The following is a 23,746-nucleotide window of genomic DNA, read 5'->3' on the forward strand; positions in this document are numbered from 1 at the left end:
TTGTATTCATTGGTGTCTTAGACAGTTGGAGCGACGTGAAGACGGCGTACGACGTTAAGGCGCAATGAACGTCTTAACAATATGCAGGAACGCAATAAATATATGAGAAAAGGGAAAAGGACTATCGGCGCCTTCGTCGCTGTCATTTCACTTTCAGCGGCAAACATTGCTCTGTCAGACGATAAGTTGGATGAAAATAAAATAGGAGAGATTCTGACTACGTCGTTTACGGATCTCAAGAATGTGACCAAGTATGCCTGTGTCAATTTATTTGATCTCGGTCCTAAGTTGCCCGGTAATCTCGAAACGGCTTCTCTGACGTACCGGAACCAAAAAGGGGTAATAAGAAAAGATATCGCTGCGTTAATCAGCAGTGGTTTGATTACTGTTCGTTTGGATTCAGGTAAAGGCTCTGTGACGACGGTAGGATATAGCGGAAAAAAGACTCGCCAAGACGTTCCGCTGAGTTATGTTGATTTAACGCCACTGGGGATGTCATTTTATCGTTATGATGACGCAGAGCTCATTAATATGCCGAAGGACACCTATGGGGAAAACCGTTTTTGCGCGTATATTCAGTATGGCGGCATAGAACGCTTCATGAAGCCAGCAAAGAATCCGTTTGATAATAATCCGCATCTGGTCACATGGGTTGAGTTTTTGTGGAAACCTGATGAAAGTAAGACCCCGTGGCTTGCCGTGCCGGAACTTAAGGAGAGATTGTCCTTTTACCCCAAAAAAGACGGCTGGATGCGAGGGGGAATCATGCTTGAGCAGTATGATGACGGGCACTGGAGATTAGGAAATAAGCCTTACGCTATCCGTTGGTAATTGCGTTATATAGCATCCCTTCAAATTATACAGACATCTAACCGACACACATTGGTCATTAAACTGTCATTTCCCCTCGCTAGGCTTCTCTTGAAAATAAAAACATCAGGAGAAGCTCATGAAAGCACGTTGGTTTGTTCCCGCTGCGCTAGCCGTCGCGCCACTGTTATTACCGATGAGCGCGTCCGCGCTGACCGTCTATCCTATCGATCGCGCGACCATGCTCACCGGAGGCAAGTTTGACTTTAAGGTGGAGTTTGATTCTCAGGTAAAGCCTGAGCAGATCCACATCCGAATTAACGGTAAAGACTATCGGGACGTTTGGAAGCAGGACGGCGAGTTTATTGCTAATGAAGACGGCCTAAACGCCTCTTCGCTAGTGATAAAAAACGTATCGCTGCCGATCGCGGGAGACTATCGCATTGACGTTAGCGCTGGTGACGACAAAGGGGTAGTTAGCTGGAATGTCTACCAAACGCCGTCAACTCGCCAGGCCAAGAACGTGATTCTGTTTATCGGCGATGGCCTCTCTGTGGCTCATCGCACCGGTGCCAGAGTGCTTTCCAAAGGGATAACCGAAGGAAAAGCCAACGGGCGTCTGGCTATCGATGATCTAACTAATATGGCCTTTATCGGCACCTCCAGTACTGACTCTATCGCGGCGGACAGCGCCAACACCATGAGCGCCTACATGACGGGCCACAAGTCCGGCGTTAACGCATTGGGCGTGTACGTTAGCCGAGCGAAGGACTCGCTGAACCACCCGAAACAGGAGACGCTAGGAGAGCTGATTAAGCGCACTTCCAAAATGTCTCTGGGCATTGTAAGCGATGCTGAACTTGAAGACGCCACGCCTGCCGCTGTCGTTTCACACACTCGCCGTCGCGCCGACAAGGCTGAGATCGTGAAAATGTTTTACGACGTGAAGCCGGACGTCCTGCTGGGGGGCGGTTCTGCTTACTTCCTGCCGTCTTCAACGCCGGGCTCAAAGCGCAAGGACGACGTCAACTACGTTGAGCGCTTCAAACAGGATGGCTACCAGCTGGTGACCGACGCCGAGTCGCTGAAAAAGCAGGGGCCGAGTGCGGATAAGCTGCTAGGGTTGTTCCACACCGGAAATATGGACGACGTTCTGGATCGCCGATTCTTGAAAAACGACGTCACCAAGAAGTTTCCCAATCAGCCTGACCTGACCGATATGACCCAAACGGCGTTGGACGTTCTCTCCAAGAATGAAGAAGGCTTCTTCTTGATGGTGGAATCGGCGCTGATTGACAAAGCTTCCCATCCGCTGGATTGGGAACGCGCTATCTATAACACCATCATGCTTGACCAGTCTGTTGAGATCGCCAAAAAGTTTGCTGAAAAGCACCCTGATACGCTGATTATTGTCACCGGAGACCATACTCACGGTATCTCTATTATTGGCACTGTGGATGATGACAAGCCCGGCACGGATATGCGCGAGAAAGTAGGCGTGTATGAAACGGCGGGTTACCCCAACTACGAAGATAAGAACGGTGACGGCTATCCCGATAAAGTGGACGTTTCCAGACGCCTAGCCGTGTTCTTCAACAACTATCCCGATCACTACGAAACCTTCCGACCCAAGCTGGATGGCCGTTTCGTACCCGCTATCCAAAATGAGAAGGGCGAGTATATTGCCAATGCCGCCTATAAGGATATACCGGGTGCTGTATTGCGCGTGGGTAACCTGCCGCGCAGTGCGGATACCGGCGTTCACTCCGTTGACGACATGATTGTTCAGGCCGCAGGCCCGGGGGCTGAGCGTATCAAGGGGTATATGGACAACACAGAACTGTTCCGAGTGATTGTTGATTCTCTCTCGTTGGGACAGGGCCAGAAAGAGGCTAAGTAATGTGGAGTTTTATTCAAAGCCGGAGACGTTCCGGCTTTTTTTCTGGCTGTCGCGCCGTCTTTTTTACTTTTTCACTTTACGCCCTGCTGCTTGGCTGCATGACGACAAGCGTCAGCGCGCGCCAAACTCTCTCGTTCGATGAGTTCTACAGCAAAGTCAGCGTACTGGGATTGGAGTTTTCCGACAAAGTGAAATCGCAGGCGGGAAAGGAGATTGAGATAACGGGGTTTATGGCGCCGCCGCTAAAAGCTGAGTCTCAGTTCTTTGTGTTAACCAAAATGCCGATGGCCATGTGCCCGTTTTGCTCATCAGACGCCGACTGGCCAGAAGATATTCTGGTGGTGTATCTCAGCAAAAGGCAAACCTTTGTGCAGAACAACGCCATGATTAAAGTCACTGGGGTTCTGGAATACGGCTCGTGGCGCGATCCGGAAACGGGATTTGTCAGCCAGCTTCGCTTACGCAATGCGAGCTTTAGTTCGCTTTAAGGGAGAAAAGTGTGTCGGAACTGATTGTTCAACGTTTGAAAGTGCATTTTAACGACAGCCCGCAGCCGGTGCTGCATATACCCTCGCTTAGGGTGTCCTCCGGTTCACATATTGCCGTGACCGGCGCGTCGGGCAGCGGAAAAACCACGCTGGTTAACGCTGTCAGCGGTTTGGATCGCTGTGATGAAGGGCAGATTTTTTGGGATGGAGAAGAAATTGGCAGCCTGTCGGAAAGCGGGCGCGACGCCTGGCGTGCGCGGCACGTTGGGCTGGTTATGCAAGACTTTCACCTCTATCCCGGCCTGAGCGCTCTGGATAACGTGCTGCTGCCTGCCCGCTTTCGCACTTGGCGTATGCCTACAGTTCTAAAATTGCGCGCGAGTGTGCTGCTAGAACGAGTGGGGATATACAGAGTTAATCAGTCTGTAGATACACTGTCCCGCGGGGAAAAGCAGAGAGTGGCCATCGCCCGAGCTTTGCTGCTTTCACCGTCGATTCTTATTGCCGATGAGCCTACCGCCAGCCTTGATGAAGAAAACAGTAAGTTGGTGAGTCAGCTGCTCGTTCAGTTTGCTAAAGAGGGGCGCTCTACGCTGATTTGCGTTACTCACGACGCTAGGCTATCAGCGCAGATGCAGCGGACGCTCGTTCTGGAAAACGGTCAATCGCGGCAAAGTACGCGTTTGGAAAAAACCGCATGATACTGTTGAAGATTATTTTTGCCGACTTAAAGCGGCTGTGGGGCGGCGCGGCGCTGCTGATTGTTCTCATTGCTGCTGCGGTGGCGTTTAGCGTAGTGGTTAACCTACAGGAAAGGGCTCTGAGAGAAGGCTCCGCTAGGGCTGCTGACAGGTTTGACCTTCTGATTGGCGCAGCCGGAAGTGAAACTCAGCTGGTGTTGTCGAGCGTGTTTTTGCAGCCATCGCCGCTTCCTCTGCTGGATGGTCACTATCTGGATGAGATTAAAAGCAATCCTCTGGTCGAGTGGGCTGCGCCGCTGGCATTCGGCGATACGTTCAAGGGGATGTCCATTATTGGGACCGAAGAGGCTTTGTTTACCGGTCGCCGGGTTAACTATGCACCGCGTCCTTTGCCCGATGATATGCGGGTATTTCAGGGACCGAATGACGCTATCGTCGGTGCGGCAACAGGCCTCTCCGTGGGGGACAAGATTGTGCCGCTGCACGGGCAGCAGGGAAGTGAAGGGGCGCACAGTCATGACAATGCCGGATATACGGTAACCGGTATTCTCGATCCCTCTCATGATGCGTGGGATAACGCCATTTTGGTACCGATTCAGGCCGTGTGGGATATTCATCATGAGCCCCACGATCGTGAACACGGTGCTGAACATGATGATGGACACGATCGTGAACATGATGCCGAACATGAGCACGAAGAGCCGGGACGCGTGTCTGCCGTTGTGGTTAAGCCCAAGAGTATAGCGGGTGCATACCAGCTGCGTTCACAGTATCGCAGCGGTGAAACATTAAGCGTATTTCCCGGTGAAGTATTGGCTCGCCTTTACGGAACACTGGGGGACGCTCGTCAGATAATGGCCTGGGTCGCCGTTGGCACACAGGCGCTGGTGATCGTTGCTATTTTGATGGTTATTGTTATTCATCTTGAACAGCGAAAGCGCCAGCTGGGCGCGCTGAGGGCGTTTGGCGCGCCGCGTCGGGGGATTGTTTGCGTCGTTTGGGCGGGGCTGATGCTGATTGTTAGCGCCGGCATTGCCCTTGGCGTGATTGTAGGCTATGTCACGACACTGTGGATTTCCGCCCGCTTTACTTCACACTACGGCATGGCGCTACCGGTGACGCTACAGGTGGAAGACGGAATGAGAGCATTAGCGCTATGGGGCGTGCTGGCAGCTATTTTGCTGTTTCCCGCGCTGCTGACCTATCGCTATTCGCCGGCACAGGCGCTGCGGGGGTAAAGATATGCTTGGCTGGGGACGGATCCCCAGCCGTTCGGGCGTCACATCGGGCTATCGCCGCTGATTTCATCAAGGGAAAGCTTAAAGCTCGGCACGAAGACTTTCATAAAGTAGTCCATTTCCGGGCTGTGGCGCAGCTTGAGAGTCTTTTCCAGTCTTTGCTTGGCCAGCTTAAACTCGTTGTTGCCAGCAGACAGCTCTTCCAGACTTTTCAGGTAGGCGCACAGGGCGTCCGCCTGCTTAACCACCAGTTTCTCATCTTCGCTGTAGTAGCTGTCGTCCAGAATGGTGCGGAAATCCTGCTGGATTTCTTCCGGCAGCATTTCTATCAGACGGAGCTGGGCGGTTTTCTCAATCTTTTTATATTCGTGCGCGATTTGCGGATTGTAGTACTTGATTGGGGTTGGCATATCGCCGGTTAGTACTTCGCTGGCATCGTGATACATAGCCAACAGCGCAACTCGGTCGGGATTGACGTTGCCGTTAAACTTGCGGTTCTTAATCACCGCCAGCGCGTGGGCGACAAAGGCGACCTGTAGGCTATGCTCAGACACGTTTTCGGTGCGGACGTTGCGCATCAGCGGCCAGCGGCTGATTAGCTTCAGGCGGGAAAGATAGGCGAAAAAGTGACTCTGGGGATGGCTCATGGCTTGGTACCTTTGACTCTGAAAACGTGGGGCGAAAGCAGGGGTAGATTGTGGGCGGTTATGGCGCTCAGTGCAAATAGAATCGGCGTTTGGTGCTAAAAGAGCCAGAAGCGTGAGGTTAAGAGCGGTTGGCCGCAGTGTTGATGGATTGATAAGTCCGGTTACCAAACAGCTCGCGCCACGCCTTCTTTAATCGATCGATATACTGTGTAAAAGCAGAAAAAGAGGCTTGAGGATCGTACTCATGCCAAAGCCGCTGCCTATCTCGAGTTGACAGCTCATCATCAATAATTTCCAGCAGAGCGCTAGACGAGAAGAGGCAGTGCTGCTTACGAAAAGCGATAAAGTTTGCCAGATCGTCCATTTCTTGCCTGAGGAAGGACAGGCTCGTTGCTGTTTCATGAGTTGCGGCGATAAACAGGTTTTCCATTTTTACCGCACAGGCGGTTTGTTCAGGAAAATCGCTGCCTTCAAATAGGGTAGGAACGTCCTGAAACTCACTTTCTAGAGCGTCCAGCGCTTTGATAGTCTGCGCGAGCTGTTCCTGTAGTGCTGTCCACTGTTTGCTCTGTTTGTTAGCGCTCATCTATAGCGATTCCTTATTTTTACGGCAGCGGCCTGTATGAGATTATCATTTTACTGATAACGCATTAAAAATATAAAAGAAAAAAGGGTGGCTTAAGCCACCCTCTGAACCGGAACGAGACGATCTTATTATTATCAGGCTTGCTTATAGGTTTCGAGAAACTTCGCCAAACGACCAATAGCGACATCCAGCTCGTCGACGCGTGGCAGGGTGACGATACGCACGTGGTCAGGATAAGGCCAGTTAAAGCCAGAGCCCTGAACCAGCAGCACTTTTTGCTGTAGCAGCAGGTCGTGAACCATCTTCTGGTCGTTCTTAATATTGAAGCGCTTGGCGTCAATTTTTGGGAACATGTAGAGAGCTCCTTTGGGCTTCACGCATGAGACGCCGGGGATGTCGTTAATCAGTTCCCACGCGCGATTGCGCTGTTCATACAGGCGACCACCGGGCTGTATAAATTCGTTAATGCTCTGGTAGCCGCCGATGGCGGTTTGGATAGCGTGCTGCATCGGCACGTTGGCACACAGACGCATTGAGGCCAGCATTTCCAGACCTTCAATATAGCCCTTAGCGTTTTCTTTTGGCCCGCTCAGCACCATCCAGCCCTGACGGAAGCCCGCAACCCGATAGGTTTTTGACAGGCCGTTAAACGTCACAGTCAGTAAATCCGGCGCCAGAGAGGCGATGGAGATATGCTTGGCCTCGTCGTATAGGATCTTGTCGTAGATCTCGTCAGCGAAAATAATCAGGTTGTGCTCGCGAGCAAGCTCAACGATTTCCATCAACAGCTCTTTGCTGTAGACCGCGCCGGTTGGGTTGTTCGGGTTAATGATGACGATACCGCGGGTGCGGGGGGTAATCTTTTTACGAATGTCGTTGATGTCTGGGAACCAGTCAGCCTCTTCGTCACACATGTAGTGTACGGCCTTGCCGCCGGAGAGAGAGACAGAGGCCGTCCACAGCGGATAGTCCGGTGCAGGGATCAGCATTTCGTCGCCCATGTTGAGCAGCGCCTGCATAGCCTGAACGATAAGCTCTGACACGCCGTTGCCGATATAGATATCTTCGACGGTGATATCCATGATGCCCTGAGCCTGATAGTGCTGCATGATGGCTTTGCGAGCGGAGTAAAGCCCTTTGGAGTCACAGTAGCCCTGTGCCGTTGGCAGGTTGCGGATAACGTCCACCAGAATTTCGTCCGGCGCTTCGAAGCCAAAGGGGGCAGGGTTGCCGATGTTGAGCTTAAGGATTTTGTTGCCTTCTTCTTCCAGGCGCTTTGCTTCTTTAAGCACAGGGCCGCGGATGTCGTAGCAGACGTTGTCCAGCTTGTGTGACTTTTCAATCACTCCGGTACGCTGCTGGGTTTCAGCGGCGCTGGTTGCCGGCAGCAGATGACCGTGGGTTGCCGTGTCCAGCATGGCGTCAATGAGGGGATCGCGCTCTTTCTCTTCAGTTGGATTCCCGCTGGAGGCAACGATAATGCCTGCGCTATCAGAAACCAGACGCATTGTCGCGCCAGTAGAAAAGGCAGGCGCCGCGTCCAGCAGCTCTTTCTTTAAACGCAGGGCCTGAGAGTTACCGCTTTTAAACGATGTCAGATCGATCCATTCATTGGTTGTGTCTGTCATGCTGTGCCGCCTTTATTTTTGTATATCCGTTCGTGGTGATTTTGTATATTGCTGGATGCTACTCTTGGATATACTTTTTGGCAAGCTGATTTTTGTTCACTGCGGGCTATCTTTCATCAGGCTGGGCCGCAGACTAAGGGAATGGCTTGGCTGGCGATGGAACCGCAGCCGCCGTCAGAAACCTGATTACATCCGGTAAGGAGTAAGGTGCAGATAAACAGCGTTGAAGCGGTAAGGCGTTTGAGATTGAACATGACGATCTTCCCTGAAGTGAATGAATGAGGGATAACAATGCGTCAGGGATGTGAAGTTAGAATGAAGCTGCGATAAAGCGTTTTGAGAAGGGAAAGCCTGCCGACGACCTGTGTCGGCAGGTTTATTCATAGTGCTATCAGGCTTTTGAAGGCGAGCCCTGTTCGCTTTTTTTCGCAGGAATCAAGAAGACCAGCACCAGCATAATTGCCGTAGGCAGTACCCAAGCCATACCCTGACCAGACAGCGGCATATACTCCGTTTGCTTATCTAGCAGCCACTTGATGCCGTCCACCTTTTGCAGAGCAGAAATGCTGCGCACGCCGTCCAACAGGCTGAAAATCAACGCTACGCCCATCACCGTACGGAAAGAGGTTCTAGGGTTCGGCAGCCAAGGGCGGACAAAGGTCAGCGCGACCAGCGCAATGGCCAGAGGATACAGCGCCATAAGCACCGGTATCGACAGGGCAATCAGCTGGCTCAGGCCGACGTTAGCCACCAGTGCACAGATAATGCTTAACACGATCACCCACTGACGGTAGCGCAGCGGCGTTAGCGTTGAGAAGTAGTCGGCACAGGTACTGACCAGACCAACGGCAGTGGTCAAGCAGGCAAGCAGTACCACGCCAGACAGGATCCACTGACCAGGCTGACCAAACAGCGCCTGAACGTAGGCTGCCAGCACCACGCCACCGTTGTCAGCGCCAGGGGCGACAGTAGCGGAAGTGGCACCTAACCAGAACAGCGAGATATACACAAACGCTAAGCCCGCCGCAGCGATGAGACCGGCAATAACTAAGTACTTATAGGTGGCTTTGGGATCCGTGACACCCTTGCTGCGCAGGATATCGACCAGCAGCATGCCAAACATCAGTGCGGCAAAGGTGTCCATTGTGTTGTAGCCGCCGATAAAGCCTTTCGTGAAGGCCATTTCCTGATAGCTTTCTGCCGGTGAGCTCAGGGTGCCCTGTGGTGCAACGATAACGCCGATGGCAAGGCAGATAAGCAGAAGAAACAGTGCCGGAGTTAATATTTTACCAATGCTGTCGATAAGCTTGCCGCGACTCCACGAGAAGACTAGCGTAACGGCAAAAAACAGCGTAGTGACGAGCGCCTGGGTTTTATCCAAAGTGATATCGCCGAACAGCTCGAGCTGGTTGTCACCTTCCAAGACGCCTGTCAGCGGCTTAATGGCCATTTCGTAGGCGACAAGGCCGGTACGCGGTGTGGCGAATGCAGGACCAATGATAATAAACAGTAAAACGGCGGCAAAGGTACCGGTACCTTTAGGGAGATCGGTCGTCATTGACGGCAGACCGCCGCCGACGCGAGCTACAGCAATAATAGAGATAAGCGGTAAGCCTACCGCAGTAATCAGGAAGCCTGACATAGCGGACAGAACGTTAGTGCCTGCCATCTGACCTTCTAAAGGAGGAAAGATAATATTTCCGGCCCCCAGAAAGAAAGCAAAGGTCATCAAGCCCAGGCCAATGGTATCAGCCCGGCTTAAACGCTGGTTCATAATGTATTCCTTGTTCTAAAATTTGTCAGAGCAGGCAAGAAGGCTTCAAGGCCAGTAGATACGGGTTGCCTGCTAGGACAGGCGCAGAGCCTGTTAAATACTTTCTCCAGCCATCCGTTAGTAAGGTATGCATTAATGAATATTTGAATAAATAATATTCGCTACCAAAATGCATAGAGAAACGAAACGGTGGCCGCTTGGGAAGGGATACTCTACGATTGGCAGGCGTCACGCAAGCGTTTTAGCATAAAATATGAGTATATTCGGACTTGAATCGAAATTTATGGTCTTATGAACTGGAAAATTTTTATTTTCTGGTCTTTATATCTAATAAAAGCGTTTTTTACTTTTTGAGGATAGTGATAGTGTCAAATAATGACCCGTTTTTCATATCGATACGATGATTTTGTGTACGTTTTAAGATTTGAGTATTACATTTGTTAACTCTTTATAGGTAAGATTCCGAACGTAGTATAATTGACGGTCGCTTGGGGGAAACGTGTGGAGCCCCGAGCTTTGATAGCGGCGAGTGTCTGTCATTCAGGTACAGGACTTTTGCGCTTCGCCAAAGGGTAGGATATGGTAGCCCCTAGCTCGGCATCTGCCCTGCATAATAAGTGAATTAAGAGCCGTTGCCCGAAAGGCTGTGGAAACAGAAAAGAGCCAGACTATGGTACATATAAAGCGTTCTATCCCCAATCTTGAACTGGATCTGTTGCGGACGTTCGTCGCCGTTGCGGAGGGCAACAGCTTTGCCGCTGCTGCTGAATCCGTACACCGCACACAGTCCGCTGTCAGTCAGCAAATGCAGCGACTGGAGCTGCTGATCGGCAAAGAGCTGTTTAGTCGCAACGGGCGCAATAAGGCGCTGACTGAGCACGGCGTTAAAATGCTGGGCTATGCGCGGCGCATTTTGCGCCTGAACGATGAAGCCTGTCTCTCACTGATGTACGACGACGTAGACGGCGTGCTGCGCATCGGCTCTCCTGACGATACGGCGGATACTATTCTTCCTGAGCTGCTGTCGCGCTTTTCAAAAGCCTACCCGAGGCTGGCAATAGAAATTGTCGTTAAGCGCAGCCCCTTCCTGATGGACATGCTGAAAAACGATGACGTAGACATGGCCATTTCTACGGTAGAGAGCGTTGAATTTCCCAGCCTAGTGCTGCGCGCTTCTCCGTCGCTGTGGTTTTGCGGCGTAAACTACGAGTTCAATCTTGATGAACCGTTGCCGCTGGTGTCCCTTGACGAGCCTAGCACCTATCGCAACATGGCGATTAACCATCTCGACCGCGCGGGTATTCCCTGGCGAATTGCCTATGTGGCAACGACGCTGTCCGGCGCGAGAGCAGCGGTGGTCGCAGGGCTGGGCGTTATGGCGCGTTCAATAGAGCTGCTGGGGGATGATCTTCGGGTGCTCGGAGAGGCTGACGGGCTGCCGAGGCTACCTGACATCAAGTTTAATCTCTATATGCGGCGCAACAGTCCGCAAAAAGCGGCAAAAGTGCTGTTTGAGTCCCTGTTGGGGGATGACAGTCAGGCAGGAACGCCGCGCAGATAGGCGAGCAGCATAGAGATATAAGAGGTGAACGGGTAGTAAGAAGAAAAAGAGCCCTGATCCCGGTTAGAGGGAGGGAGCAGGGCAAGGGGTATACAAGGAAATAATTGTAGTTATTAGAATTTGAGTCGCGCGCTGCCGTATTTATGCACCGCGCGGTCTGTCTTTTAGCCGACAGTGTGGGTCAGCCACTTCGTCAACTCGGCGACTGAGTTGTTCTCCAAATCAGCGACCAGTTCAATCACCTTTTCCGTTGCCTGCGGCGTTAAGATACCGTTGACGTTATCGCGGAACTTGCGCTCAACGTCGCTGCGCTGCATCGGGTTTTCCGGGTTGCCGTAGTTAATGTCTAACCGCTTAGTGACTTCACGACCGTCTTTCAACGTCACGGTAATCAGCCCAGGGAAGTAAGTTGGGAAAGGGATCTCTCCCTCTTCGCAGTAGCGATAGGAAACCTTCTTCGCCAGCGCTAGCACGTCCGGGCGCGTCAGCTGTTCAGGAAGGAACGACTTCAGGTTAAGGCCGTCGTCGATCATGCCTGAAGCGACCAGATAGGGCAGGCTGAACTTGGCGGCGTAAGGGGTCTTCGGTGCGAACTTGGTGTCGAGAGGTTCACAAATCAGCGCTGACGCGATCGGATCAACGACGCAGTGAATGTGCTCAATATCTTCCGGCTTAATGCCATCTGCGAGTAGCATACGGGCACAGTCAACGGTGGCGTGAGCAAAGTGGCAGCACGGATAGGGTTTGATAGAAACGCGAAGCATCTCCCAGCGCTTGTCCAGCTCGCCGCATACTTGTGCAGGCTCGGCGTCACTTTGAATACCGTGCGTGACGTATAGCCCAAAGCGACCTTCAAAAATGGTGAGCGGACCGGTCATTCCTGCGTTAGCCAGATAGGCCGACAGAATGCCGGAGTGAGCTGCCCAGCCCGCGTGGAAGCACTTGGCCGATGAGCTGTTGGTCAGATATTCCGCTACGCCAGAGGCCTGACTGCCTGCCAGCCCGATAGCGTGGGCACAGGCCTCGGGTGACAGCTTTAGCAGGTGTGCAGCACCGCTGACGGCGCCGAAAATGCCGGCAATGGCCGTTGAGTGAAAACCTCGCTTGTGGAAGCTGCCCTTGGAGGCTAGGCCGACGCGAGCGGCAACTTCCCAACCGATAACATAGGCGGCCAGCATATCTTTCGCGCTCAGGTTCAGATCTTCTGCCAGAGCGATGACCATTGGCACCAGCACGGCGCTGCCGTGGGCGATAGAGTCAGTATGGGTGTCGTCAAAGTCCAGCACGTGTGAGGCAATGCCGTTGGCCAGAGCGGCGTAGGCCGGGGAGAGCGTAAACTCGCTGCCCCAGATGCGACACTTTCCCTGAGTGTTGGGCATAGCATTAAGCCCGTTGCGTCCGTTAATGCCGTTCGCCTGAACGGTGCCCGCCAGCGCAACACCGAGGGTGTCCAGCAGGTGCATTTTGGCGCGCTCGATAACCTGAGGCGGGAGAGTGTCAAAGCTTTTAGTCGTAATAAACTGGCTTAATTGTTCACTGTAGGTCATGGTTTCAGTTCCAGAATGGGTTCGGGGCTTATTGCATCGCGCCGTAGGGCGTTCTTTACGACGCGGAGGAATAAGCTCTGCACTATCGATGGGAAAGGGCGGGGCCTTTAGGCCCCGCCGTTCAAAGAGATCAGTTAAGCCAGCCGTTGGCTTTAACCTGAGCCACAACGCGGTCAACCTGCTCCGGCGCATTGCCGACGTAAGTGGTGGGATCCAGTACAGCGTCGAGCTCTTCTTTAGTCATCGCTGCCTTGATGCGAGGATCGTCAGACAGCGCCTGTGCGAAGGTGCCGCCGTCTTCCAGACCGTGCATAGATGCTTCGTAGACCAGCTCGTGAGCGGTTTGCTTGCCAAGTTTTTCAGACAGGGCGAACATCACGCGCTCTGCCAGCATAAAGCCGCCGAGGATATCGAGGTTTTTACGCATTTTGTCTTTCTTCACGTGCAGGCCAGACAGAGTGAACTTCATGTTGTCCAGAATGACAGAAAGCATCAGACAGATTTCCGGCATCACTTTCCATTCCATCTTCCAGATAGCGCCGTCGCGTTCGTGCTGGTGTTTCATCAGATCGAGAAGAATGGAAACGTTGCCCTTCAGCGTGTTGCTCACGCAGGCAGCGTTTTCTGTAATCGCCGGATTGCGCTTGTGCGGCATGGTTGAAGAGCCAACCTGGCCCTTGCCGAAAGGTTCAGCCACTTCATCCAGCTCATTGTGAGCCAGCAGCAGTATTTCGTTGGCGATTTTGCCGAGGGTGGCGCTAACCATGCCAAGCACCATGCCGTACTCACAGAAACGGTCGCGAGCTGGCTGCCAGGAGATTTCCGGTGTGCCCAGACCCAGTCGATCCAGTACGCGCTTTTCAAGCTCATCGGCCTGTTCACCGAAGGAGGCTTTGGTACCTACTGCGCCGACAACGCTGCCGACAAACAGACGAGGCTCAAGCTGAACCAGGCGCTCGTGATGGCGCATCAGTTCAGCCAGCCAAATAGCAGTTTTGTGGCCGAAAGTAATAGGAATAGCTTGCAAAGCCAGCGTGCGGCCTGCCATTGGCGTGTTGCGGTGCTCTTCAGAAAGCTTCAGCAGGGAACGACCAATATCCTGCAGGTCGCGCAGGATGATTTTATGGGCCATTTTAAACTGCAGCACCATACCGGTATCCATGACGTCCTGCGTGGTTGGGCCGAAGTGAACGTATTCGCCGAAGCCGTTTGAACAGGCGTGCTCAAGGCCGCGAATAGTAGGAACCAGTGGGTGCTTGGTCAAGCGGACCTGCTCAAGAATAAAGTCCATATCCAGACGATCGAGCTTGGCGCAGGCGACGATTTCATCGGCGGCTTCCTGAGGGATAATGCCCATTTTTGCCTGCTCGACCGCCAGAGCCGCTTCGTAGTCAAGCCACATCTGCATGCGGACGTTGTCGGAAAATACTTGACGCATCTCTTCGGTAGACCAGAGATTTTTTAGCAGCACGGAGTCAAAAACGCTGGTAGACATACTTTATCTCCTGATAAGTGGATTATATTTAATAGGCAAAAGCCATACGCTTTAAATAGTGTGATAGTAATTAAAGAGATTGTGATATTTTTGTGAATAACAATCTTTGGGATGAATTAAGTGTCCAATAATGCCAAAAGATAAACAAGATGTTTTATACCAATATTGCATTAGTAATATTTAATCGTTCTTAAATATTTCTAATGTTTCTCTGGAATTACTATTTGGTTTCGTTTTTACTGTTGAGTCTTGCTGTTGGGGAACTGTATAAGGATATTAATGCAATGTTTATTAAGGGATTTTATCTCATATCAGTTTGGCTTTAACATTGTTTAATATAATTAATGTTTTAAAGTGAGATCGGGATCAATGTTTGGCTTTCTGTAGATTTTTAACTCCATCCTTAGGTGGTAGTTTCAAAAAAGAAGGTAAGGAATATCGATTTATTTTCTCATGGGAATAATTATAAACACACCTTCAAAGAGTAGGACGTGTTTTTAATATTTACTGGATTTCTATTCTTTATTTCTGTGGGCGAGTGAACAATATTTCGGCAATATTTTATATCAGGAGAAAATAATAATGACTCAAACGCGTAAAACCCGACTCATTCATGGTGGTAGAGGGCAGGCTCGTGATATTGGACCGGTTAACCCGCCGGTGATGAGAGCCAGCACCATTGTTTTTGATTCCATTACAACGTGGCGAGACGCCCGTAAGCGCAGAGAAACAGAGCGCCTGCTCAGCTATGGCGCTCGCGGAACGGAAACTGCCTTTGCTCTGGAAGAGCTGGTGACCGAGCTGGAAGGCGGCTATCGCGCACAGCTGTTCCCAACCGGGCTTGCCGCTATTGCCGTGACAATCATGGGATACGCCCGAGCTGGCGGTCACGTGCTGTTTGCTGACTCCGTTTATGAGCCAGTGCGCAAAATCGCTAAGAGCTTCTTAACGCCAAACAATATCAGCTACGACTTCTTTAAAACCGACGGCAGCGATTTTGAGTCCAAGCTGCGCCCGGATACACAACTGGTTTTCGCCGAGTCTCCCGGCTCTTTACTGTATGAAATGCTCGACCTGCCGGAAATTTGTCGTATTGCTCACGCTCGCAATATCCCGGTTGCTGTGGATAACACCTGGGGTTCTGCATGGCTCTATAACCCTCTGGAACTGGGTGCTGACGTTTCCGTTATCGCTGCAACCAAATATATGTGCGGTCACTCCGACGTCATGATGGGCATCATGGTCGCCACCGAAGAAGCGTGGAAAAAGATCGGCGATCTGCCAGAAGCGCTGGGTCAGGTAAGCAGCCCAGACGACGTTTCTCTGGTGCTTCGCGGTATGAGAACTCTGGGTACGCGTCTGGCGGTTCACGGTCAGAATGGTCTGAAAGTTGCCAAGTGGTTGCAGGGTCGTCCAGAAGTGAAAAAAGTGTACTTCCCCGGGCTGGAAGATCACCCGCGCCACGACCTATACAAGCGCGACTGCAAAGGCGCTAACGGCCTGCTGACAATTGAGCTTAAGCCTGAGTATACGCTGGAGAAAGCTGAGGCCTTTATTGACTCACTGGAACTTTTTGGCATCGGCGCTTCATGGGGCGGATTTGAAAGTCTAGTACTGCCCGCTAACGTCAAGGGCGCTCGCAGTGCAACCGACTGGAGCCAGCACGGGCAGTTTATCCGTTTCCATATAGGCCTTGAGGAAGTTGATGACCTCCTGGCAGATTTGGAGCAGGGATTTAAGGCTCTTAAAGGCTGATATTAACCGGCGGGCAGTCGCCTCTGCCCGCCAGTCATAGACGGCGGTGCGCCGTTGACACGAGGACAAATTATGCTTGGCGTTATTCTCGCGGGTTTAGTGACTGCACTAGTCATTTTTATGTTGGCGAAAGGCTACAAACCTCAGCCCGTACTGCTGTTAGGCGGGCTGTTGTTGATGGGGCTGACGATCGCATTTGATCTCGGTACCCTGTTGCCGGAAAAAACTACCACTAACTTTGAATTTTTCGATATTTTTAAAGTCTTTAGCGATATCTTAAGCTCACGAATGGCGGGGCTGGGTCTGACGCTGATGGCCATTGCGGGGTTTTCTCGCTATATGGACCACGTCGGCGCCAGTAAATCTCTGTTTGCTGTGTTTGAAAAACCGCTAAAGTCTGTACGTTCCCCATATCTGCTGCTGGTTGTTGCGTTTCTGGTTACCCAGGTGCTGGTTATCTTTATTCCCAGCCACGCAGGTTTAGGCATGCTGTTGATGGTCACGATGTACCCCATCCTGATTCGTACTGGCGTTAGCCCGCTGTCTGCGCTGGCAGTCATCGGTACCTGTCAGTTTATCGACCACGGTCCGGGTTCTGGCAACGTGATTATGGCGGCAAAAACGGCAGGTCTGGATCCGGCTGTCTACTTTGTTGAACACCAACTGCCGGTCACCATTCCTATCATCATTGCTGTTGCCGTGGCGCACTTCCTTGCTCAGCGCTGGTGGGACAAGCGTGAAGGCTTCGTCTTTAACCAGGATACTCTGGACAAGATCGACCATAACGACCACAGCCGTCCACCGCTAGTATACGCACTGCTGCCGGTTGTACCGCTTGTTTTGATTATCGGCTTTAGCCCCATTTTTAAGTCGCCGATCAAAATGGACGTGACGACAGCGATGATTATCAGTACCGCTGTAGCAATGATTTTTGAATACTGCCGTCTGAGAAGCGCGAAGGCCGTGCTGGATAGCTTCATGCTGTTCTTCGAAGGCATGGGTAAGCAGTTCGTACTGGTGGTTTCACTGATCGTCTGTGGTGAAGTCTTCGCCAACGGCCTGCTGAAAATCGGTGCAGTAGATACCATGATTACTGCCGCGCAGGACGCAGGCTTTGGTGTAGGCGCCATGATTATCGTCATGAGCTTCATTCTGGCCGTGGCAGCCTTCCTGATGGGCTCTGGTAACGCAGCGTTCTTCTCTTTCGCCGCACTGACGCCGAAAATCGCTGCTTTCCTGAAGGTTGACGTCGTCACGCTGATCCTGCCTATGCAGATCATGACCAGCTTCGGTCGCTCAGTATCGCCCATTACGGCGGCAATTGTCGCCATTGCGGGCATTGCCGGGGTATCACCGTTCCAGATTGTTAAACGAACAGCGATACCTATGGCCGTGGCAGCCATTGTTAACCTAGTGATGACCTTTATTTACCTAGGATAGCGAAGTATCAGCGCCGGTTCTGTTCTGAACCGGCGCGTTAGACCGGTAAACCCCGGAAACGAGAAACGGATTTCTCTGAATTCGTTGAGCGTTTTCGGGGTTTTGTCTTTTGGGTTTTTGGAACCGCCGGCAAATACAATCCCAGCGTAAGAATCATGCTGTAAGAGTTATGTATATAAAGATGCAACCGTTGACAGATATTCCCACATTCAGTGAGGCGCAGTAACGGTAGGCCTTGTTATCAAACGCCTCTCTCATACCATAAGAATAGATGAGGTATTGCATGAACTTTACCCGATTACCCCGACGTGGCTATGTCACTTCTCCCACACCGATTGAACCTCTGCATAATCTTTCCGCCGCGCTAGGCGCAGGCGTGAACCTCTATATTAAGCGTGATGACCTGCTGCCCGGCTGCGGTGGCGGCAATAAAACCCGCAAGCTGGATTTTTGTATCGCTGACGCACTGAGTCAGGGGGCTGATACCATCATTACCTGTGGCGCCATTCAATCAAACCACTGTCGGCTGACTCTATCGTGGGCGGTTAAAGAGGGACTGGACTGCCATTTGGTTTTGCAGGAGCGCGTAGAGGGCAGCTATAGCGAAAACGCCTCCGGGAACAACTTCCTTTTTCAGCTTATGGGGGCAAAGAGCCTGACAGTGATCCCAAAAGACGCTTCCATGCCCGAGACGATGGAGCGCCTAGCAGCAAGGCTTAAAGATGAGGGGCGAAGACCCTATATCGTTCCCGGCGGCGCGTCTAATGCCATAGGCGCAACAGGATATGTTGCCTGCGCTCAGGAGATTGTCGAACAGATAAACGCTATGAGACTGGATATTCACACGGTAGTGCTGCCAACGGGCAGTTCCGGAACTCAGGCTGGCATGCTGGTGGGAATGTACGGTACTCATGCACAGATCCCCGTTGTCGGCATTAACGTTAGCCGCCCGGAAGCTGTACAAAAAGCGCTGGTGCAGGGCATGTGCGAGCAAACAGCAGCGCATCTGGCGCTCGATACTGTCGTGCCTGATTCAGCTATCGTTTGTCGAGACGACTACATTGGCCCAGGCTACTCTATTGCAACAGAAGGCATGATTGAGGCAGTCAAACTGATGGCGCATAAAGAGGCTATTCTGCTTGACCCTGTATACAGTGGAAAAGCAATGGCGGGCTGTATTGACCTGGTTCGGCAAGGATTTTTCCCCAAGGGAAGCAATGTGCTTTTCCTGCATACCGGCGGGTCTCCGGTGCTCTATGCCTATCTTGACGCTTTCAGGTAAGCGCTAAAGCCTGTAAAGCTCGCTAGCTAATGATGTCCCCCTGTCTTCTCAATAGAGCGGGGGACTCTTTGCTTAACGCCTGCGTTTTGTGTTTTTACACTATCTTCTTCTCTTAAAAAAGAAACTCTCTTTTTCATAATCATTACCCCAGTCTAGACACAATTTGGTTAGAATGAGCGCCGCATGTTCTCTTGGCGCGGATCTTCGCCAAGACAGGCGCGCTGGCGCTTTTCTATCTATGCTTTATTTAGGTTTTCTGAAAATGTGACCGTCATTTTCTGACGTTTGCACTGAGGTGTGCCTACGGCTAACTGCATAAACAGTATAGAAAGATTACTGATTTGTACCGAGATTGTTTCATCATGTGCACTGTATCAAAGAAAAGAGGGTGTTAATCGGTGGTAAAAATATCTATTTCTGTCAAAATACTCAGCTGATTGGGTTCAGCTATCTGAGGAGCTGACTCGATTTAGTTATTTTTGCCAAAGCGCATTCCGGTTTTTAAGTTGTACTTATAATTGTTTGTTTGATGTTGACAGAATGTTGTAAAAAAGAGTAAAAACGCCATCTGAATCACTGCATAAGACAGTGAACCTGTCACAGGTATGGGCGTTTTTATTTTTATCGTCATCGGAGCGGTTCACCGCGTGAGCTGCCCGAGTAATACTATTTTTTAAACAGAGTAGTAAGAGCATGCCTACAAGCACTGAAGTCGTCGCCCATAGCTGGGCCTTTGCCATTTATATCATCGTAGCCCTAGGCCTCTGCGCCTTTATGCTGATTGCCGCTTACTTCCTCGGCGGTCGCGCTCGGGCTAGAACCAAAAACGTACCGTATGAGTCCGGTATCGATTCTGTCGGTTCCGCGCGTTTGCGGCTTTCCGCTAAATTCTATCTGGTTGCGATGTTCTTCGTGATCTTCGACGTTGAAGCCCTGTATCTGTATGCCTGGGCCGTTTCCGTAAGGGAAAGCGGCTGGCTTGGCTTTATCGAAGCGACCATTTTCATATTCGTTCTGCTGGCCGGCCTGTTTTATCTGGTGCGCATTGGCGCTCTGGACTGGACGCCCAAGCGCTCCAAGCGTCAGCTGAAAAACAAGATCCCCAACAATTTGCAGTAACTGCGAGGCCTGAAGATGAAATATACGCTCACTCGCGTAGACCTTGACGGCGACAACGACCGCTATCCGCTACAGAAGCAGGAAATTGTCTCTGACCCCCTTGAGCAGGATGCCCAGAAGGGCATTTTTATGGGCAAGCTCGACACCGCGCTAAACGACGTGGTCAACTGGGGGCGCAAGAACTCTCTGTGGCCGTTTAACTTCGGCCTTTCCTGCTGTTACGTAGAAATGGTGACCTCTTTCACCGCCGTGCACGACGTTTCCCGCTTCGGCGCGGAAGTGCTGCGCGCCTCGCCGCGTCAGGCGGACTTCATGGTGGTTGCCGGTACCTGCTTCGTCAAAATGGCGCCGGTTATTCAGCGCCTGTACGACCAGATGCTGGAGCCCAAGTGGGTGATCTCCATGGGTGCCTGCGCCAACTCTGGCGGTATGTACGACATCTATTCCGTGGTGCAGGGCGTGGACAAGTTTATTCCGGTCGACGTATATATTCCCGGCTGTCCGCCGCGTCCTGAAGCCTACATGCAGGCGCTGCTGCTGCTGCGCGACTCTATCGGCCAAGAGCGCCGTCCGCTGTCGTGGGTCGTGGGCGAGCAGGGCGTATACCGCGCTGATATGCAGTCAGAAAAAGAACGCAAGCGCGCGGAGCGCATCGCAGTGACAAACCTGCGTACGCCTGACGAGATTTAACCATTTTTAATTTGCAGTTTGCCCTAAATAGTTCAAGTTGCAGGAAGGCGACAAACGAGTGAATCCCGATGAGCGCAGCTGTCTACGCGATTAGGGTGAGAAAGCGCAGCCAACGCACCTGCGGCTTGAAATATGACGGGCAAAAAAGAATTTTAATTTGAGTAATGAGCGGCGATATCACTATGACAGAACCAATGACGCAAGAGTGCGCCCTGCCGGAATGGCAGACCCGGGATCATCTCGATGACCCGGTGATAGGCGAACTGCACCATCGCTTTGGGCCTGACGCCTTTACCGTTCAGCCTACCCGTACCGGCGTGCCGGTGGTGTGGGTGAAGCGGGAGCAGCTTTTAGAGGTCATGGCTTTTTTACGCAAGCTACCTAAACCCTACGTCATGCTGTTTGATCTGCACGGCGTAGACGAGCGCTTGCGCACCCACCGTCAGGGCCTTCCTGCGGCAGATTTTTCCGTGTTCTACCACCTGATTTCCGTCGAGCGCAACACAGACATCATGCTGAAAGTCGCGCTGGTGGAAAGCGATTTGCACGTGCCGACAGTCACCAAACTATTCCCTAATGCCAGCTGGTACGAACGTGAAGTCTGGGACATGTTTGGTATTGTCATCGACGGTCACCCGAACCTGCGTCGCATCATGATGCCGCTGACTTGGGAAGGGCACCCGCTGCGTAAAGACTACCCGGCGCGCGCCACTGAATTCGATCCGTTCGTGCTGACCAAGGCGAAAGAAGATTTGGAAATGGAGTCGCTGACGTTCAAGCCTGAAGAGTGGGGCATGAAGCGCGGTACCCAAAACGAAGACTTCCTGTTCCTGAACATGGGGCCGAACCACCCGTCTTCCCACGGTGCGTTCCGTATTATTCTCCAGCTTGACGGCGAAGAGATCGTCGACTGTGTGCCGGACGTTGGCTACCACCACCGCGGCGCCGAAAAGATGGGCGAGCGACAGTCGTGGCACAGCTACATTCCGTTTACCGACCGTATCGAATATCTGGGCGGCTGCGTTAACGAAATGCCTTACGTGCTGGCGGTTGAGAAGCTGGCGGGTATTGAAGTGCCGGATCGCGTTAAGACAATCCGCGTCATGCTTTCTGAGCTGTTCCGCATTAACAGCCACCTGCTGTATATCTCTACCTATATTCAGGACGTCGGCGCAATGACGCCAGTGTTCTACGCCTTTAGCGACCGCGCGCGCATTTACGACATTGTTGAAGCCGTTACCGGCTTCCGTATGCACCCTGCGTGGTTCCGCATCGGCGGCGTGGCGCACGACCTGCCGAAAGGCTGGGACAAGCTGCTGCGTGAATTCCTCGACTGGATGCCTAAGCGCCTTGATTCCTACGTGAAGGCCGCGCTGAAAAACACCATTCTGAAAGGCCGTACTGTCGGTGTCGCTCAGTACAGCGCAGAAGAAGCGCTGGCGTGGGGCGTGACCGGTGCCGGCTTACGTGCGACCGGCGTGAACTTCGACATCCGCAAGGCTCGCCCTTACTCTGGCTATGAGAACTTCGAGTTTGAAGTGCCTATCAGCTATAACGGCGACTGCTATGACCGCGTTATGCTGAAAGTGGAAGAGCTGCGCCAGAGCCTGCGTATTCTTGAGCAGTGCCTGAAAAACATGCCGGAAGGCCCGTTCAAAGCAGACCACCCGCTGACGACGCCGCCGCCGAAAGAAAGAACCCTGCAGCACATCGATACCCTGATCAACCACTTCCTGCAAGTGTCGTGGGGGCCGGTGATGCCAGCCAACGAGTCTTTCCAAATGGTGGAAGCTACCAAAGGGATCAACAGCTACTACCTGACCAGCGACGGCGGCACCATGAGCTATCGCACCCGGATACGTACGCCAAGCTTTGCGCATCTGCAGCAGATCCCCGCCGTTATTCGTGGCTGCCTGGTATCAGACCTTATCGTCTATCTGGGCAGTATTGATTTTGTTATGTCAGACGTGGACCGCTAACTATGACCGATAAAGAAATTTTTACGCTGAGCGCGGAAGAGCTCGACGCCATCGAGCATGAGAAGCACCACTACGAAGATCCGCGCGCGGCGTCCATCGAAGCATTAAAGCTGGTGCAGAAAAAGCGCGGCTGGGTGCCAGACGGCGCAATCACCGCTATTGCCGACGTGCTGGGCATTCCCGCCAGTGACGTTGAGGGCGTTGCAACGTTCTACAGCCAGATTTTCCGCAGCCCGGTAGGGCGTCACGTTATACGCTACTGCGACAGCGTGGTGTGCTACATCAACGGCTATCACGCCATTGAAGCGGCACTGCAGACAAAGCTGAACGTCAAGCCGGGTCAAACCACGTTTGACGGTCGCTTCACCCTGCTGCCAACCTGCTGTCTGGGCAACTGCGACAAGGGGCCGAGCATGATGATCGATGAGGACACTCACGAGCAGGTGAAGCCGGAGGATATTGACAAACTGCTGGAGCAATATCAATGAGCGGGCCAAATTTTCTGGGAACTCAACGCATTCTTACCGAAGAGCAGCATCCGCTGACTTGGCGCCTGCGCGCTGACCATCAGCCGGTATGGCTTGATGAATACCGCAGCAAGAACGGCTACGTCGGTGCGGAAAGGGCACTGAAAGGCATGGCGCCCGACGAGATCGTCTCTACGGTAAAAGACTCCGGTCTGAGCGGTCGCGGCGGTGCGGGCTTCTCCACGGGCCTCAAGTGGAGCCTGATGCCGAAAGACGAAAGCATGAACGTTCGCTACATCCTGTGTAACGCGGATGAGATGGAGCCGGGCACCTATAAAGACCGTCTGCTGATGGAGCAGCTTCCCCACCTGCTGGTGGAAGGGATGCTGATCGGCGGCTTTGCCCTGAAGGCCTATCGCGGCTATATCTTCCTGCGCGGCGAATATATCGAAGCGGCAGAAAACCTGCGTCGCGCTATTGAAGAGGCCAAACAGGCAGGCTTCCTCGGTAAAACATTCTTGGCAGCGGCTTTGACTTTGAGCTGTTTGTCCACACCGGCGCCGGTCGCTACATCTGTGGTGAAGAAACCGCGCTGATTAACTCATTGGAAGGCCGCCGCGCTAACCTCGCTCCAAGCCG

General features: G+C 52.4%; 21 protein-coding genes. 14 read left to right on the plus strand and 7 right to left on the minus strand.

Features of this window, described 5'->3' with window-relative positions; all coding sequences use genetic code 11:
- Positions 1-81 precede the first annotated feature (81 nt).
- The 5 genes from DQM29_RS06000 to DQM29_RS06020 all read left to right on the plus strand — a co-directional run bounded on the left by DQM29_RS06000 (position 82) and on the right by DQM29_RS06020 (position 5,137).
- A complete protein-coding gene (locus DQM29_RS06000) occupies positions 82-831 on the plus strand; it encodes a hypothetical protein (protein WP_111739810.1) in 750 nt (249 codons plus the stop codon).
- A 118-nt stretch (positions 832-949) separates the two neighbouring features.
- Entirely contained in the window at positions 950-2,710 is a 1,761-nt protein-coding gene (locus tag DQM29_RS06005; protein WP_111739812.1) for an alkaline phosphatase, read from the plus strand.
- The gene (locus tag DQM29_RS06010; RefSeq protein ID WP_232054866.1) at positions 2,710-3,198 is read left to right on the plus strand and encodes a hypothetical protein; all 489 of its coding nucleotides are present in this window, start codon (positions 2,710-2,712) and stop codon (positions 3,196-3,198) included. The genes DQM29_RS06005 and DQM29_RS06010 overlap by 1 nt, the downstream gene beginning before the upstream one ends.
- An 11-nt stretch (positions 3,199-3,209) precedes the next feature.
- Positions 3,210-3,899 (plus strand): ABC transporter ATP-binding protein, encoded by a 690-nt coding sequence (locus DQM29_RS06015; protein ID WP_111739814.1) that lies wholly within the window; start codon positions 3,210-3,212, stop codon positions 3,897-3,899.
- Positions 3,896-5,137, plus strand: coding sequence for an ABC transporter permease (locus DQM29_RS06020; protein ID WP_111739816.1), 1,242 nt, complete (start codon positions 3,896-3,898; stop codon positions 5,135-5,137). Before DQM29_RS06015 ends, DQM29_RS06020 begins: the two co-directional genes overlap by 4 nt.
- Positions 5,138-5,178: 41 nt before the next feature.
- Here the strand turns inward: DQM29_RS06020 and yfbR are convergent, their stop codons facing one another.
- The 5 genes from yfbR to brnQ form a co-directional block, all read right to left on the minus strand.
- Positions 5,179-5,784: a 5'-deoxynucleotidase gene (yfbR, locus tag DQM29_RS06025; protein ID WP_111739818.1), complete on the minus strand. Its 606-nt coding sequence runs from the start codon at positions 5,782-5,784 to the stop codon at positions 5,179-5,181.
- A gap of 118 nt (positions 5,785-5,902) precedes the next feature.
- Positions 5,903-6,370 carry a hypothetical protein gene (locus DQM29_RS06030; protein WP_111739820.1) on the minus strand — a complete coding sequence of 156 codons (468 nt, stop codon included), beginning with the start codon at positions 6,368-6,370 and terminating at the stop codon, positions 5,903-5,905.
- Positions 6,371-6,504: 134 nt separating this feature from the next.
- On the minus strand, positions 6,505-7,998 hold the full coding sequence (locus tag DQM29_RS06035) for a pyridoxal phosphate-dependent aminotransferase (RefSeq protein WP_232054867.1): 1,494 nt from the start codon (positions 7,996-7,998) through the stop codon (positions 6,505-6,507).
- A 116-nt stretch (positions 7,999-8,114) separates the two neighbouring features.
- Positions 8,115-8,252 (minus strand): hypothetical protein, encoded by a 138-nt coding sequence (locus DQM29_RS18165; RefSeq protein ID WP_170126497.1) that lies wholly within the window; start codon positions 8,250-8,252, stop codon positions 8,115-8,117.
- A gap of 137 nt (positions 8,253-8,389) precedes the next feature.
- Entirely contained in the window at positions 8,390-9,772 is a 1,383-nt protein-coding gene (gene brnQ, locus DQM29_RS06040; RefSeq protein ID WP_111739822.1) for a branched-chain amino acid transport system II carrier protein, read from the minus strand.
- Positions 9,773-10,442: 670 nt separating this feature from the next.
- Between brnQ and DQM29_RS06045 the strand changes: the two genes are divergently transcribed.
- Positions 10,443-11,333, plus strand: a complete 891-nt coding sequence (locus DQM29_RS06045) for a LysR family transcriptional regulator (RefSeq protein ID WP_111739824.1) — start codon at positions 10,443-10,445, stop codon at positions 11,331-11,333.
- Between the two features lie 164 nt (positions 11,334-11,497).
- On the opposite strand, the gene DQM29_RS06050 is transcribed toward DQM29_RS06045, so the two are convergent.
- A complete protein-coding gene (locus tag DQM29_RS06050) occupies positions 11,498-12,880 on the minus strand; it encodes an MmgE/PrpD family protein (RefSeq protein WP_111739826.1) in 1,383 nt (460 codons plus the stop codon).
- Between the two features lie 130 nt (positions 12,881-13,010).
- Entirely contained in the window at positions 13,011-14,375 is a 1,365-nt protein-coding gene (purB, locus tag DQM29_RS06055) for an adenylosuccinate lyase (protein ID WP_111739828.1), read from the minus strand.
- Positions 14,376-14,957: 582 nt separating this feature from the next.
- Here purB and metC point away from each other — a divergent pair.
- The 8 genes from metC (at position 14,958) to DQM29_RS18695 (ending at position 23,703) form a co-directional block, all read left to right on the plus strand.
- A complete protein-coding gene (gene metC, locus DQM29_RS06060) occupies positions 14,958-16,130 on the plus strand; it encodes a cystathionine beta-lyase (protein ID WP_111739830.1) in 1,173 nt (390 codons plus the stop codon).
- 72 nt (positions 16,131-16,202) lie between these two features.
- Entirely contained in the window at positions 16,203-17,570 is a 1,368-nt protein-coding gene (gene dcuC, locus DQM29_RS06065; protein ID WP_111739831.1) for a C4-dicarboxylate transporter DcuC, read from the plus strand.
- Between the two features lie 283 nt (positions 17,571-17,853).
- Positions 17,854-18,852: a D-cysteate sulfo-lyase gene (cuyA, locus tag DQM29_RS06070; RefSeq protein WP_111739833.1), complete on the plus strand. Its 999-nt coding sequence runs from the start codon at positions 17,854-17,856 to the stop codon at positions 18,850-18,852.
- 693 nt (positions 18,853-19,545) lie between these two features.
- Entirely contained in the window at positions 19,546-19,971 is a 426-nt protein-coding gene (locus DQM29_RS06075; protein WP_111739835.1) for an NADH-quinone oxidoreductase subunit A, read from the plus strand.
- Positions 19,972-19,986: 15 nt separating this feature from the next.
- Entirely contained in the window at positions 19,987-20,661 is a 675-nt protein-coding gene (locus DQM29_RS06080; protein ID WP_111739837.1) for a NuoB/complex I 20 kDa subunit family protein, read from the plus strand.
- A 194-nt stretch (positions 20,662-20,855) separates the two neighbouring features.
- The gene (nuoC, locus tag DQM29_RS06085) at positions 20,856-22,640 is read left to right on the plus strand and encodes an NADH-quinone oxidoreductase subunit C/D (protein WP_415270879.1); all 1,785 of its coding nucleotides are present in this window, start codon (positions 20,856-20,858) and stop codon (positions 22,638-22,640) included.
- Positions 22,641-22,642: 2 nt separating this feature from the next.
- Complete coding sequence (nuoE, locus tag DQM29_RS06090) at positions 22,643-23,128, plus strand: NADH-quinone oxidoreductase subunit NuoE (RefSeq protein WP_111739839.1); 486 nt, start codon at positions 22,643-22,645, stop codon at positions 23,126-23,128.
- Entirely contained in the window at positions 23,125-23,703 is a 579-nt protein-coding gene (locus tag DQM29_RS18695; protein WP_415270859.1) for a hypothetical protein, read from the plus strand. The genes nuoE and DQM29_RS18695 overlap by 4 nt, the downstream gene beginning before the upstream one ends.
- The last annotated feature ends 43 nt before the right edge of the window (positions 23,704-23,746 follow it).

Origin of the sequence: Leminorella richardii (assembly GCF_900478135.1) — a bacterium.
GTDB lineage: Bacteria > Pseudomonadota > Gammaproteobacteria > Enterobacterales > Enterobacteriaceae > Leminorella > Leminorella richardii.